The sequence below is a fragment of the Paenibacillus sp. JT22N12 genome, assembly GCF_056269365.1.
Genome location: NZ_JBWDNU010000016.1, coordinates 102,827 through 116,268, shown reverse-complemented (window position 1 = coordinate 116,268; position 13,442 = coordinate 102,827). Strand labels below are relative to the sequence as shown.

The 13,442-nt window shown below is 50.8% G+C and carries 16 protein-coding genes; 13 read left to right on the top strand and 3 right to left on the bottom strand.

Annotated elements, in window-relative coordinates; translation table 11 throughout:
* The first annotated feature begins 8 nt into the window (after positions 1-8).
* Together AC0YOA_RS33715 and AC0YOA_RS33710 are read left to right on the top strand one after the other, a co-directional pair.
* A complete protein-coding gene (locus AC0YOA_RS33715) occupies positions 9-335 on the top strand; it encodes a luciferase domain-containing protein (RefSeq protein WP_475790314.1) in 327 nt (108 codons plus the stop codon).
* A complete protein-coding gene (locus AC0YOA_RS33710; RefSeq protein ID WP_475790313.1) occupies positions 332-703 on the top strand; it encodes a VOC family protein in 372 nt (123 codons plus the stop codon). The genes AC0YOA_RS33715 and AC0YOA_RS33710 overlap by 4 nt, the downstream gene beginning before the upstream one ends.
* Before the next feature lie 440 nt (positions 704-1,143).
* Here the strand turns inward: AC0YOA_RS33710 and AC0YOA_RS33705 are convergent, their stop codons facing one another.
* Together AC0YOA_RS33705 and AC0YOA_RS33700 are read right to left on the bottom strand one after the other, a co-directional pair.
* Positions 1,144-1,464 (bottom strand): hypothetical protein, encoded by a 321-nt coding sequence (locus tag AC0YOA_RS33705; RefSeq protein ID WP_210046857.1) that lies wholly within the window; start codon positions 1,462-1,464, stop codon positions 1,144-1,146.
* A 170-nt stretch (positions 1,465-1,634) separates the two neighbouring features.
* Complete coding sequence (locus tag AC0YOA_RS33700; RefSeq protein ID WP_475790312.1) at positions 1,635-2,579, bottom strand: substrate-binding domain-containing protein; 945 nt, start codon at positions 2,577-2,579, stop codon at positions 1,635-1,637.
* Positions 2,580-2,764: 185 nt separating this feature from the next.
* On the opposite strand from AC0YOA_RS33700, the gene modA reads away from it, so the two are divergent.
* The 8 genes from modA to AC0YOA_RS33660 all read left to right on the top strand — a co-directional run bounded on the left by modA (position 2,765) and on the right by AC0YOA_RS33660 (position 9,438).
* A complete protein-coding gene (gene modA, locus AC0YOA_RS33695) occupies positions 2,765-3,559 on the top strand; it encodes a molybdate ABC transporter substrate-binding protein (RefSeq protein ID WP_475790311.1) in 795 nt (264 codons plus the stop codon).
* Position 3,560: 1 nt separating this feature from the next.
* The gene (gene modB, locus AC0YOA_RS33690) at positions 3,561-4,226 is read left to right on the top strand and encodes a molybdate ABC transporter permease subunit (protein ID WP_475790310.1); all 666 of its coding nucleotides are present in this window, start codon (positions 3,561-3,563) and stop codon (positions 4,224-4,226) included.
* A 224-nt stretch (positions 4,227-4,450) separates the two neighbouring features.
* Positions 4,451-5,146: an RNA polymerase sigma factor gene (locus AC0YOA_RS33685; RefSeq protein WP_475790309.1), complete on the top strand. Its 696-nt coding sequence runs from the start codon at positions 4,451-4,453 to the stop codon at positions 5,144-5,146.
* Positions 5,147-5,171: 25 nt separating this feature from the next.
* The gene (locus tag AC0YOA_RS33680; protein ID WP_475790308.1) at positions 5,172-5,849 is read left to right on the top strand and encodes an HD domain-containing protein; all 678 of its coding nucleotides are present in this window, start codon (positions 5,172-5,174) and stop codon (positions 5,847-5,849) included.
* Between the two features lie 187 nt (positions 5,850-6,036).
* On the top strand, positions 6,037-6,963 hold the full coding sequence (locus AC0YOA_RS33675; protein WP_475790307.1) for an MBL fold metallo-hydrolase: 927 nt from the start codon (positions 6,037-6,039) through the stop codon (positions 6,961-6,963).
* Between the two features lie 131 nt (positions 6,964-7,094).
* The gene (locus AC0YOA_RS33670) at positions 7,095-8,093 is read left to right on the top strand and encodes a helix-turn-helix transcriptional regulator (protein ID WP_475790306.1); all 999 of its coding nucleotides are present in this window, start codon (positions 7,095-7,097) and stop codon (positions 8,091-8,093) included.
* Between the two features lie 156 nt (positions 8,094-8,249).
* Entirely contained in the window at positions 8,250-8,891 is a 642-nt protein-coding gene (locus AC0YOA_RS33665) for a DUF2306 domain-containing protein (RefSeq protein WP_475790305.1), read from the top strand.
* A 79-nt stretch (positions 8,892-8,970) separates the two neighbouring features.
* Positions 8,971-9,438: a VOC family protein gene (locus tag AC0YOA_RS33660; protein ID WP_475790304.1), complete on the top strand. Its 468-nt coding sequence runs from the start codon at positions 8,971-8,973 to the stop codon at positions 9,436-9,438.
* A 69-nt stretch (positions 9,439-9,507) separates the two neighbouring features.
* On the opposite strand, the gene AC0YOA_RS33655 is transcribed toward AC0YOA_RS33660, so the two are convergent.
* Positions 9,508-9,894, bottom strand: coding sequence for a hypothetical protein (locus AC0YOA_RS33655; protein WP_475790303.1), 387 nt, complete (start codon positions 9,892-9,894; stop codon positions 9,508-9,510).
* A 423-nt stretch (positions 9,895-10,317) separates the two neighbouring features.
* On the opposite strand from AC0YOA_RS33655, the gene AC0YOA_RS33650 reads away from it, so the two are divergent.
* From AC0YOA_RS33650 to AC0YOA_RS33640, 3 genes are all read left to right on the top strand, one after another.
* A complete protein-coding gene (locus AC0YOA_RS33650) occupies positions 10,318-11,331 on the top strand; it encodes an ABC transporter substrate-binding protein (protein ID WP_475790302.1) in 1,014 nt (337 codons plus the stop codon).
* Positions 11,324-12,970, top strand: coding sequence for an AraC family transcriptional regulator (locus AC0YOA_RS33645; RefSeq protein WP_475790301.1), 1,647 nt, complete (start codon positions 11,324-11,326; stop codon positions 12,968-12,970). Before AC0YOA_RS33650 ends, AC0YOA_RS33645 begins: the two co-directional genes overlap by 8 nt.
* 69 nt (positions 12,971-13,039) lie before the next feature.
* Positions 13,040-13,426 (top strand): GNAT family N-acetyltransferase, encoded by a 387-nt coding sequence (locus tag AC0YOA_RS33640; protein ID WP_475790300.1) that lies wholly within the window; start codon positions 13,040-13,042, stop codon positions 13,424-13,426.
* Positions 13,427-13,442 lie beyond the last annotated feature (16 nt).

The following is a 13,442-nucleotide window of genomic DNA, read 5'->3' as shown; positions in this document are numbered from 1 at the left end:
GTTGATCCATGAGTGCGAGTGAAAAGGCCGGCTTGACCGATGAGCTGCTATCTTGGGCAGGCGTGACGGTGCAGCCCCACCGGTTCGGAGGAATGGAGTTTCAGCTGGAAGGCAAGGAAATCGGGCATCTTCACGACGATCGCCTCTTCGATCTGCTTTTGCCGAAGGCTGAGCGCGATGTGTGGATCCGTGCGGGAAAAGCGGAGCCGCATCATATTTATCCGGAGTCGGGCTGGATATCCATTTATATGAGAACTGAGGAAGACATTGCCCATGCAATCGAAATTGCGCGTGCCAAATACGAACGTATGACAAGAAGGAGGATGGAATCATGATTATGGCTTGCCCGTTTATCGTGGTCGATAATTGCAAAGAAGAGATTAAGTACTATCAGGACGTGCTTGGCGGCGAGATTAACATTTTGAGAAAACAGGGGGAGGAGGTCTTTAACGCGGATCTGCATCTGGGCGGCGTTACGATTAAATTTGGCGACACACAGGCAGCCAGGCCTTCATTGAAGGGCGATTATGTGAGGGTCTTCCTGAAAATCGAGACGGAAGAAGCGTTTCGCCACATATACGGACAATTCGCGGCAGGCGGCCATATTAATACGGATGTGTACGAGGCTCCGTTCAACGGATTGCTGGCCGTCGTCACGGATCGGAACGGCGTTTGCTGGGTGCTTTCTTATTATCGGGAGTAGTTGAAAGGATTGGAGTCAGAAAGGTGTAAAAAATATAAAACCGGGAAAGCCTCCGCTGAAAGGGAGCTCCCGGTTTTTTGTCAGCCTTATCTTCTTATATCCAGACGAATTAGACGCACGTAAACGATTCGATCCGCTGAAGATCGAGGCCGGAGAACATCCAGAAGAAACCGTTCCAGCGAAATCCGGCTACGGACGTCCGGCCGACGAAGACGGGGTAAAACCAGAAGCCTGGACCGCCGCGGGGCCAAATGTACGTATAACGGAACATGCAGCGGGAGATCGCGCCCGGATCAATGGCAAGCGTCGACGCTAGGGGCTGCACTGGGATGTTTTGAGGCGGCGGTGAAGAGGGGGGCTGCTGCCCGCCTTGCATTTGGAAGGGAGGCGTAAAGGCCAAGATAATCACTCCTTAGTGGTTGGTCAGTTGCCCTGCACCCTTAGAGCAGGGAGATGGTGAGAAGATTAAACAGAACGAGAGGGAGCACAAATCTGTTGTAATAAGGATTAGGGGGAACGGGAAAGAAACCGCGGTTGTGGACCTCGTTCAACAGGCAGATGTAGACAATTCCCCTGTCGCAATGAACGATGTGTCCCTCGAAGACATCGCCGTCCATGGTCTCGATCCTGACCAGCCGGTTGGCGTGGCGGCCGCACAGCTGATGCAGATGGTCTCTAATGGACCGCAGCGTCTCATGATGGTTGGAATCACACTGATAGATCGGGCTCAGCTCGGGCTGAACCGTAGTTTTCGAGCTCATGGCAAAGACCTCCGTATTCATTCGAACATGGAGTATTCTATGCAGGAGCCCAGTTAGGCGTTACAGATATCCCGAACAAGGGCAATCACGCGGGGATGATCGGGCAGATTGCAGAGGTCAATACGTGGAGCTTCCGATTTACAATTCACGACTTGGGCGCTTGCCCCCGTTCAGGTTTCAAAAATCACTTCACCCGTGCGGGACAAGTCGTAGCCCTGGATGGATTTGAGCTCATGCTTGAAGGAATCGGACCGCAGGATTTGTTTTAAATATTCGATCCATTCGAGGTTTTGCGGCAGTTTTAGCATCACAAGATCGTATCTTTCCGTAATCAGCGGGATAAAGTCAACCCCTGCCACCATATAGGCTGCTTTCTCGATTCCAACGCCAACATCGGCCTCACCCAAAGCGACTTTTCCGGCAACGCCCATATGATTGGATTCCTCTGTCTCATAGCCCTGCAGGTCTCCAGGCAGGATGTTATGAAGCCGGAGCTGCTCGTCCAACAGGATGCGCGCCCCGGATCCTGGCTCACGATTAACCAGGGAGAGACCCCGTTTGCTCAGATCCGCCCATGCCGTTATGTTTTTCGGATTTCCCTTTTGCACATAAATGCCTGCGGACCGCATGACGAGATTGATGACCAGCAGCGGGCGGCCTGTAAGGATTTTGCGAATATAGGATATGTTGTACTCCCCGGTGTCTCCGTCAAGCAGATGGGTGCTGACCAGATCAACCTCGCCCCGGTAGAGGGCGATCAGGCTGTCCAGACTGCCTACATAGGAGCGAAGGGGACGAATGGCTTTGGTCGTTTTTTCAAAATGCTTGGCCAGAATATCCAGACTTGCATCCTGGCCGGTGATGATCATGGATTTTACCCCTCCATGCTGGATGTCCCCACTCCTGAAACCATGATCGGCCGACACCGCTGATGGCGCGAATGAATCCCCTTTCTCCCGCTTTTTATACGCCTCCAGATCCACCGCATCCACCCGCATCTGTCTGCCGACCCGATAGGAGGGGAGCTTTCCTTTTTTAATCAGATCGTAGACCGTCAGCTTGGAAATTTTCAAAAGCGCAGCGATTTCCTCGGTCGTATAGGAATCATTGTTCATTCGGATGTCCACCTCAATGTATAGCTTGATGTATTCTATGATAGCAGGTTTTCATTTTTCCGTGAATATTTATGTCTGTTTATGGCTATTTATATGTAAACCGTATTAGATATATTTAAAAAGCTAAAGATCTGTGCTAATATTCTTCCTATACCTATCAAGTTGAATAAGGCGGGATGAAGCGGATGAAAAAGAAATATTTCATTGTTTTAAGTTTGGTATTGATGATGGTGATGAGTCTGGTTCCGGCGGGTGCATTCGCTAAAGAAGCCCGGACTGAACTGGTGATCTCTGCAGCGGCCAGCCTTCAGGATAGTCTGCTTGCGATCCAGCCTCAATATGAGAAGGAGCATCCGGGGGTCAAGCTGTCCTTTAATTTTGGCGCATCCGGAACGCTCCAGAAACAAATCGAGCAAGGCGCGCCTGCCGATGTTTTCATCTCTGCCGGCGCCAAGCAGATGAAGTCTCTGGTGGATAAAGGCCTCATCGATTCGGGCGATCAGACCACTATTCTTTCCAATGATCTAGTGCTGGTCATGCCCGTTAATACCAAAATCAAGCTTGCGAAGCAAACCTCCGCAGAATTGACAAAAAGCGAATTCAAGCATGTTGCCATTGGAATTCCCGAGACGGTTCCGGCTGGACAATACGCGCAGGAAACGCTGCAATATTTGAAGATTTACGATAAATTGGGACCCAAGCTGGTGCAGGCCAAGGATGTCCGCCAGGTGCTCACTTACGTAGAAACGGGCAACGCGGATGCGGGATTCGTATACCGGACTGATGCTTTGACCTCCAAAAAAGTGAAGATTGTGCTTACGATCGCCCGGAAGGCCTACGAACCGATTGTTTACCCTGCCGGCATCATTCAAGATACCAAGCATCCCAAAGAAGCAGCGGATTTCTACAGTTATATTCAAGGTAAGGCCGCAACAGCGGTGTTCCTGAAATACGGATTTAAACTCCCTGCAGCATCTTGATATGACGATCAACTGGCATGATTTTATATCGCCTGTTCTATTGTCATTGAAGATCGGATTCGTCTCCAGCATTGCGGTGTTTCTGTTAGGGACTGCTGCTGCATGGCTGATGACGATAAAGCGGTTCTATGGCAAAACGCTGGTGGAAACCGCGTTTTTGCTGCCGCTGGTGCTGCCCCCGACGGTTGTCGGGTTTGTGCTGCTCATTGTGATCGGCCGAAGAGGCTGGATTGGCGAACTATTCGAGCGGCTTTTCGACAATACCCTGGTATTTACCTGGTGGGCTGGGGTTCTGGCTTCCATTGTCATTTCCTTCCCATTGGTCTATATGACCATCAAGACAGGCTTTCTCTCCATCGATAAAGATCTGCAGGATGCCTCGCGATCCATTGGCGCGGGAGAGTGGCAGGTGCTCCTGTGGGTAACCCTGCCTTTATCGGCCAGAGCGCTGGTGTCAGGCTATATCCTGGGTTTTGCGAGAGGGCTGGGGGAGTTCGGAGCGACGATCATGGTTGCCGGAAACATTCCAGGCAAAACCCAAACGGTACCCACGGCCATCTATGTGGCCGTCGATAATGGCAAAACGATGCTGGCCTGGTATTGGGTCATCTCGATTGTAATTACTTCATTTTTCATGTTGTTGATCGCAAATTTGAAGAGGAATTAAATGATAGTTGCCATATTGCGCTATTATGGTGAAATAGAGGAGCGGCTGCAGTCTTGATGGATGCAGCCGCTCTTTTTTGCATTTCGAGCCGATTCAGCCGCATTCTTGCAATACTGAATGCGGACAAGGAAAATACCAGTTATTTGTAGAATTTATTGAGGGATATAGTGAATCAGAAGACAATGGAAGCAAACGATTCCCAAATTGCGTGTGAAAGGATAAATATGGAAATATCCGACCTTGATCTGCCTCAAATCAAGCAGAAAATATATCGGTATTGTTTGCGGATTACGCAAAATCAGTGGGAGGCTGAGGACTTATCGCAAGAGGTTCTCATTAAGATATTTCGTGCGGTGGAAGCGGTCCCCTCCAGAACAGTAACGAATGCTTATCTGTATCGCATCGCCAGCAACGCCTGGAAAGATAAAATAAAGATGGATAGTCATCGTGTGCAGATAACCGACGCGGCTTTGATCGATACAGCCGTCCATGATGGAGAACTATCCACACGGGAGCTGCTGGAGGCTCTTGCTGACCGGATATCGCCACGGGCTATGGTCATTCTTTTGCTGATGGATGTGTTTGATTTTACAGCCAAAGAAACGGCAGAATTCCTTTCATCCACAGAAGGAACCATACAAGTGACATTGGGACGTGTACGGACAAGGTTGAAGAAGCTGGCGCTGCTTGCGGAAATGGATATGAAGCCGGGAGCACATGATCGGAATACGCATTCAGGGTTACTGGATCTGGACTCGCTTGTGGAAGCCTTTAAACGGAGAGATCCTGAAGCGATATGCAAATCGTATCTGGGGCTTGTCAGGCAGCGGGTGAGAATCAGCAAATTAAGCTGGGTAGAGGGCAAGCTTGCTTTCTATATTGAGGATCCTGATGGAAACCGGTTCTTGGTGACGGAATAATAAGATAATTAAGGGGAGGCTGATTATGAAAGGTCCGGATTTTAATTTCGATCAACAAGAACAGGTGCAGGTCATTGAGGCCGCGGAACGATTTGCCAAAATGGCCCTGGAGAACGATCCAACGGGGCATGATTGGTGGCATATCTACCGGGTCGTCAATATGGCAGGAAGATTGGCGCGGGAGGAAGGAGCCGACCGCTTTATCTGTGTGTTGACCGCGCTGCTGCATGATGTTGCGGATGAGAAGCTCAACGAGTCCAAGGAAGCGGGACTCCGGAAGGTCAGCGATTGGCTGGAATCCCAACCACTATCAACCGTGGATCAAGAGCATGTGATGGAGATCATCTCCACGATGTCCTACAATGCCGGGACAAACCCGCCCATGCGTACGTTGGAAGGAAAAGTGGTGCAGGATGCGGATCGTCTTGACGCGATCGGGGCCATAGCAATCGGAAGAACGTTCCTCTACGCGGGATGGAAGGGCCATCCGATTCATGACCCGCACCTGCCGCCGCGCGATGCAATGACAACCGGGGAGTACCGCCAGGATAAAAGCTCGGCCATCAATCATTTTCACGAAAAGCTCCTTAAGCTCAAGGACCGAATCAATACCTCTTCGGCCAGAGTGATCGCGGAGGAGCGGCACCGCTATATGGAGCAGTATGTAGAGCGGTTTTATCAGGAGTGGGAAGGGCAAGTGTAAGCGGGAATGCAGGCGCTGCAAGTAATAATAGTTATTCAGGGGCTGTGACAGGCTGCCGCAAGGCAGCTTGCTGCAGCTCTTTTTTTCATAAAGGGTGTTGAAAATAAAACCCTTCTTGTTGACACTCTGTTGTCAACAAGGATGGTCTAAGATAAGTATAAATTTGGTAATGAAAGGGGATATGGAAATGAATCGGAAGTTGGAGATGCAAGATACGGGTGGAAATCAGCGGGCAATAACAAACTCCGCAGAAAATTTCTTTGTGAATTCAGCTTGCATTGGCTGCGAAGTCTGCAGTCAGTTAGCGCCGGATATATTTTCTGTAACAGACAGTCATGCGATCGTCACACAGCAGCCTGAGCAGCAGGAGGATAAGCGCCGCGCTTTCCATGCATTGTTGGCCTGCCCGACAGCAGCCATAGGCAGCAGGGAGAAAGAAGGACTCTCCACAGCGTTAACGGACTTTCCGCTATGGCTAGCGGAGAATGTATACGATTGCGGCTTTACATCGGCCAAATCCTATGGGGGCCACAGCTACTTCATTGTGCATCCGGATGGCAACTGGCTGATTGATTCCCCCCGCTTTGTTCCGGCCTTGGCCAAAAAGCTCTCAGAGCTGGGAGGGGTGCGAACGATCTTTCTCACACATTATGATGACGCCGAGCATGCCGATGCCGTTATTTATGCCAAAAAGTTCGGAGCAGAGCGTATTGTTCATATCGAGGAACAGTCAAGGATCGGGGAACAGTCAAAGACTTCACAGCCGGAGGCAGCCGAGCATTTAATCGAAGGGAACGCCCCGGTAAACTGGCATCCGGATTTCCGGTTTCTAATCGTCCCGGGACATACCAAAGGTCATATGGTACTGTTATATAAAGGAAAATTCCTGTTTACGGGAGATCATCTCTTCTGGCATAAAAGGACCCAATCCCTTGGAGCCATCCGCGAATACTGCTGGTATTCCTGGCCTGAGCAGGTGAAGTCCATGGAGCGCCTGGCTAAAGAAGAGTTCGAGTGGGTTTTGCCGCGTCACGGGGACCAGATTCAACTCGAAGAAAGTCAGATGAAGCCAGCAATGGAACGGTTGCTCCAGCATATGAATGAGATCGACTGAACCGCCGCGGCTTGGCGTGGGGCGGTGTCTTGCACGAATTGCTGCTGCCTCGTGCTGAGAGCGTCCGGCACCGTGCCGGAGTATGGGCGAATCGCCGCTTAGGGTGAATATTCGGAGTGGGAGGGGCTGCAATGAAGCTGGAACGGCTTATGGCGATCACGATGCTTCTTTTAAACCGCAAACGTGTGCAGGCGCAGGAGCTGGCTGATCGGCTGGAGGTATCCTTGCGTACGATTTATCGTGATATGGAGTCATTGAGTCTCTCCGGAATTCCGATTGTATCGCACACGGGGACGGACGGCGGCTTTGAAATCATGGAAGGCTATCGGCTGGACCGCCAAATGCTTACTTACGATGAACTGACTGCCTTGATCACCGCTCTGCGGGGTCTTCAGTCGACGCAAGCGATGGATCGCCTGAATATGGATCGTCTGCTTCAGAAAGTCGGCGCATTGGTCTCACAGGCGGAACAAGGGCGTCTGGCTGATCGCGATCACATACACATTGACTTTACTCCCTGGAAGAACAGTGAGTCCGAACGAAACAAATATGACGCTCTGCTCAAGGCTGTACAGGACTATAAGTTGATCAGCTGTGCGTATACCGACAGCCAAGGGGGGAATACGAAGCGGTGCATTGAGCCGATAGGGCTGGTGCTCCGGCGGTACGATTGGTACCTGCAAGGCTATTGTCTGGACCGTGAGGATTATCGGACATTCAAGCTTTCCCGTATCCGGGGCCTGAGCGTGTTGGAAGATTCCTTCCAACGCAGGAATGTGCCGCTTTCCAATCTGAATGAACGATGGAAAGCGCCCGGGTATACGGAGACAATCGACCTTGTACTCAGATGCTCAGGCGAGTCTATAGCTTCGGCTGCGGACCATTTTGACGAGAGTGAGCTGGAAAGGCTGCCTGATGATTCCATTATGGTGCGGACTACACTCCCGAATGAGAAGTGGGTGATCGGTTTTTTGCTGCATTTCAAGTCCGATGTGCTCGTTCTTGAACCCGCTTACATTGCGGCAGAGGTCAGGAGGGTAGCGCTGGAGATATCCGCTTTGTATCGCGATTCCGGACAGAGAAGTGTGATGGGCAGCCCGGAAGAACCGTCAGAGGTTAGAGGCCGGTAACGTGGGGTTTTTCACTTGAGAGCTGAGGGAGGCCGGGTTCAGCCGGTTCTTTTTATGGATTTTATACTTTATTTATAGTTTGTTTACAGATTGCAGAGAGCGGGGGATTAAGATAAGAATAAGAACGTCAGCAGAATGAAGCCTGGAGTGGAATTCGTGAAACAGAAGAAAAGCTGGTGGATTTTGATTTTGGTCTCTTTTGGAATTATGATCCCGTTCATGGTTCCCTATTTGACCCTGAACCCTGCGAACAGCCGTATTAGCATTACATCGGGGACGGTGCAGTATCCGGTGCTGGTTGCTCATATTGCTTTTGCGTGTATAGCGTTAATCGCAGGGTTCCTTCAATTTGCGGACCGTATACGGCTTCACCGCCCCAAGCTGCACCGCTATGCGGGCCGGGTTTACGTAGGAAGTGTTTTGACAAGCGGGCTTCTTGCCCTGGTATTGGTCTTCTATGTCGGGGATTTCACCAAAGCTGTGTCTTTCCTGGTGTTATCGATTCTGTGGATGCTCACATGCTGGAGAGGTTACCGGACCGCTGTTCAACACAAATTCGACGAGCATCGCATATGGATGATACGCAGCTTCGGGTTCACGTTAGTGGCCGTGAGCGCCAGGCTCCTGGTGCCCCTTCTTCTTCTGACCTACTATATGTTGAATAATTTCTCCCTGCCGGGAGGCCGGGAAAGGATGGTCGGGGAAGTATTGAACGTGAACATCTGGGCCGGTATCGCCTTGAATGTCGTCATTACAGAGTGGGTTGTGCTGCGAAAAATCAAGAGAGCAGGAATATAAAATAATTTTCGTCCCTGTTTGGTTTTCATTCGCATTCTCGTTTATTAGAGGTGAGTCTATTAGGGAAAGGGTGTTAGGTATGTCAAGTAATAAGCTGCAAGGCAATGGCTTGAAGTGCATCTGCTCGGTGTATGTGCCTGTTAAAGACCCGATCAAATCTGCCCATTGGTGGCAGCAGCATTTCGGGTTGGATTTTGCCGTTCCTTTCAACCCTGAGGAAGCGCAAGCGATCATGAAGCTTTCTGACGGACAATGGCTGCATCTGGTTGAAACGAAAGGCAATATTGATAATCGATTTGTCAACAAAGCAGGCTACGAAATGTTCCGCTTAACCTTTGAAGTCAGGCAGATCGAGGTGCTGCATGATCATTTGCTGGCGAATGGCGTGAAGGTTGACGAGCTCAAAGACCGGGGCAGCTGCGGCATTAACTTTGTATTTTATGACCTGGATGGGAATAAATTTGATATCAATGAAAATGTGAGCGTGCAGCGGGGACCCGAAGAAATTGACAAAGTGAAGCAGCATTTATTCTCGCATGCGAGATAGGAAGGGCAAAAAAAAAGGAAAATGCGATCCCAAAGGACGCATCTTCCTTTTTTTGTTTGTAATCGATTATTAATAAGGTGCGGATATGGCAACCGCTTGGTAGGATTTCGTTCCATAGTTCCATACAATATAAGCAATTACACAGCCATCGTTTGCGGTGATGCTCGTTGAATAGGGGCTGCCTGCATCCGCCCACTGCCATCCGCCGTATTTATAGGTGCCGGAAGGATCGTTTTGAGCATTCTCCGCATTCTCAAAAACGCCAACCCAGTCCCACCTTCCATAAACTTGAGGCGTTACGCTCCAATTAAGTATAAAATCTCCTTCATGTACTCCCAAATTAACAGAATAGGAAACGTTACTTTCGGATGCCTGCAACGGTGCTGCTTGATCCTGCAGTAGTTTGGCTTGTTCTGCCGGATTCTCGGCTCTTGCAATTAGATCTTCACTCATCAATTATGCCTCCCATCAAATATAAATCTTTCTATATTTTAGAATAATTACATTTTATGTATATGATTCTAAAGTATGCAACATGCGGCAAACCAGAAAATAAAGCGTTGGATTTTGCAGCTGATACCACATCAAATCAGGTTATGTGTTTTGCTTCTCCTGCAGCAAGGTGATCCAGGCCTTTGTTTATTCTCTCGTACTTAAATACTGCCATCTCCAATCAGGAGTTCTCCGCTGCCGGGCCGCCCATGCGGGGCCATTGCTCAACTCTTGTCCGTTTGCCCGTGCAGGACGCTTCACAACTATGCGGTCATTTTGAAAAAGAGAGCATTATCGGTTATTCACAAATGGGACGTATCCTACTATACTGTTTATAGAGAGAATGATAATCAATATCAATTAAAACGAGTAGGGAGTTAGAAAAAAATGAAGGTCATAAACCGTTTCATGTACACTGCTATCACGATTGTAATCATCAGCATGCTGGCTGCATGCGGCAGCTCTGTCAACGATCCGGAGACATCCGCCTCTGCAAATACGGAGCAGCCTGCCAACGCCGCAGACACTGCAAACTCCGCAAATACTGCGGACACGGAAGGAAGCGCTCCGGCCGATGCCGACTCATTCCGTCTGCTGACGGATGTCATGGGCCATGAAGTGAAGGTGCCGACCCATCCGCAGCGCGTTATTGCTCCATTCATAGAAGATCCGCTAACAGCCCTCGGCATAAAGCCCGTTGCCCAATGGGGCGCAGCGGGCGTTCCGCAGCATTATTTGCAGGACAGGCTGGCGGATGTGCCGGTACTGGACATGGCGGGAGGCTTGAAGCCGGAAGAAACGCTTTCTTACAATCCGGATCTCATTATTTTTCTGGCTCCAACCTATCTGGCCAACGGCACCTACGAGCAGTATGCCAAAATAGCACCAACCTTCGTGCTGTCCGACAATGAGGCTGATTGGAGAGGAAATCTTCAGAAGCTCGGCGCTTTGCTTAATCAGGACGAAGCGGCGGAGAAGGCGATTGCCGACTACGATCAGAAGCTAAAAGAAGCCAAGGAGCAGCTGGGAAGCATACCCGGCAGCAAGACGGCCATTCTCATGCAGGCGGGCGACGAGAAAGGCTTCAAGCTGTTCGGCCCCAAATTTTATGGAGGCTCGATACTCTATGAGGCGCTAGGCTTCAAGCAGCCTCAGGTACTTAAGGGCGACTACGAGACCTACTCGCTTGAGACACTTGCACAGTTAAACGAGGTCGACTATATCTTCGTGATTTCGGGCGAGGGACGCGCCAAGCCGCCGGTTGACAACCCCTTGTGGCAGGGATTGCCTGCGGTCAAAGCAGGCCGCGTCTTCGAGGCGGATTCCGGGCATTGGTTCAATGCCAATCCGATTGCGAACGGCTTGATGATTGACGATGTATTACGGGATGTTCATGAATAACAGGCGCGAGATCGACCTGCAGCATTCTGCTGCGGGTCTCATTTGCTATAAGCTGCTGAATGTCGGAATCGTCAGGAGCACCTTGCGTTCTCCCCTGCAGGAGCGTCATTTCGTAGAGACGAAGTCCCATCTGCTCATTCTCACTACTGCCCGCAGCGGGCAATTGGTCATCGATGGACGCCCCTGCCCCCTTCGCCCCGGAGCGGTATTCGTCTGTTCGCCCGGCCAATTAGTTGAAGTGACCAACTTTTCAGGCAGCGAATCGGGGCTGCTGCTGCTCTATTTTCAGATACATATCCTGCCGCCGGAAGAAGGGGCCGTTATCTCCTCGCCGCCGCCGGAAGCTGCTTTCCCTTTTTTGGGTGAAGCCCTGGTAAGCCCGACTTCACTGGTCATCCAGCTGTTCGACATGATAAGCTCCAATTGGAAAGAAGGGGTTTCCTCGGCAAGGCTTCGCTGTGAAGCGGGACTCCTCGAGCTTCTCAGCCTTGTATTGGGTTATCAGGAGCAGCAGGTGGCCCTTGCGCTTGAGAGCGCCCGCCTGGAACTGGAGCGGCATTACCGGAGCGAAATCACCATAGACAGGTTGGCGGGTATCGCCGGTCTGAGCCGGTATCATTTTATGCGGTTATTCAAGGAACGCTATGGCAGAGGCGTTATGGAATACCGGACGGATCTCCGGCTCATGGAAGCCAAACAGCTTATGGAAGGACCGGCTGCCCTCCCGTTAAGCAGCATTGCCTATCAGATCGGCTATAAGAATGAGAACTATTTCAGCAGCCTGTTCAAAAAGCAGACCGGCATTGCCCCAGCTGTCTACCAGCGCAACCAGAAATGCAGGATTGCCGCCTACAGCTGGATCAATTTCGGACAGCTGCTTGCGCTGCAGATCATTCCCTTCGCCGCGCCGTTCGATCAATACTGGACGGATTACTACAGAAACAGGTACAAATATGAAGTAAAGGTGCCCTTAAGCCATCAGTATGAATTCAACCGCGAGGCATTGCGCAAGGCGGAGCCGGACTATATTATCGCTATGGACAGTCTGATTCCGCCGGAGGAGCAGGAGAAGCTTCGGCATATTGCGCCGGCCCTGTTCCTTTCCTCGGAGGAGGATTGGCGCCAGCATCTGCTGCGCATAGCGGAATTTCTGGGAAGAGCGGAAGAGTCGCTCCAATGGCTGAACCGATATAACCGCAAAGCGGCCGCGGTAAGGGAACAGCTTAAGCCCGTTGTAGGCGGAGATACCGTGCTGGTTCTCCTGATCAGCCGCGACCAGCTGCATGTTTGGGGAAGCAGGGCGGGAACGGTGTTGTATGATGATCTGCAGCTTGCCATGCCGCAAGCTGTGGCTGATTTTGATTGGAAGAAGCTGATTCGACTGCATGAGCTGGAGGCCTTCCATGCGGACCGGATTCTGCTTCATGTTGAGGGGGACGATGGCTCGCAAGCCGCATGGAGCATGCTGTCCCAGAGGGATGGCTGGAGAAATCTAAAAGCCGTTCGGGAGAACCGGGTTCACCTGATTTCCGGCTATCCGTGGTTCGAGGTCCCTTGGAGCGAGTATACGGCGGATAATTATGACCGTTTTATTGGTGAGGTGCCGGGGTTGTTTGACAGCGGCGCCTTTCTAAACTAACAGGCAGGAATCCTTTCTGATCGTTTTTAAAAGACATTTTCATACCTAATCCGGAAAGGGGCGAACCCATTGCACGCGATACTAATCAATCCTCCCATTAAAAACCACGAGGTGCCCGACCTGAGAGAGCTGGTCGGCTGGGAGAGACGGGATCAAGACTTCCCGGCTTTATTGGAAAAATGTAATTTCTGGGCTGGATTGAGGGATGCAGACGATACCCTTATTGCTTTTGGATATATTTGTGGAACGGGATTACAGCATGGCTATATGGAGGACATCATGGTGCACCTGGGTCACAGGAAGCAGGGGGTTGGCGTGGCCCTGGTAAACGGCTTATTGAGGGAAGCGGAGCGCAGAGGGCTGGAGATTGTGACAGTGACCTATGCTCCCGAGCATGCCGAGTTTTATAAGCAAGGAGGGTTTATCCCCTGCCCTGGCGGAATTTGGAGAAAATAATTTTATACTTGTTTGC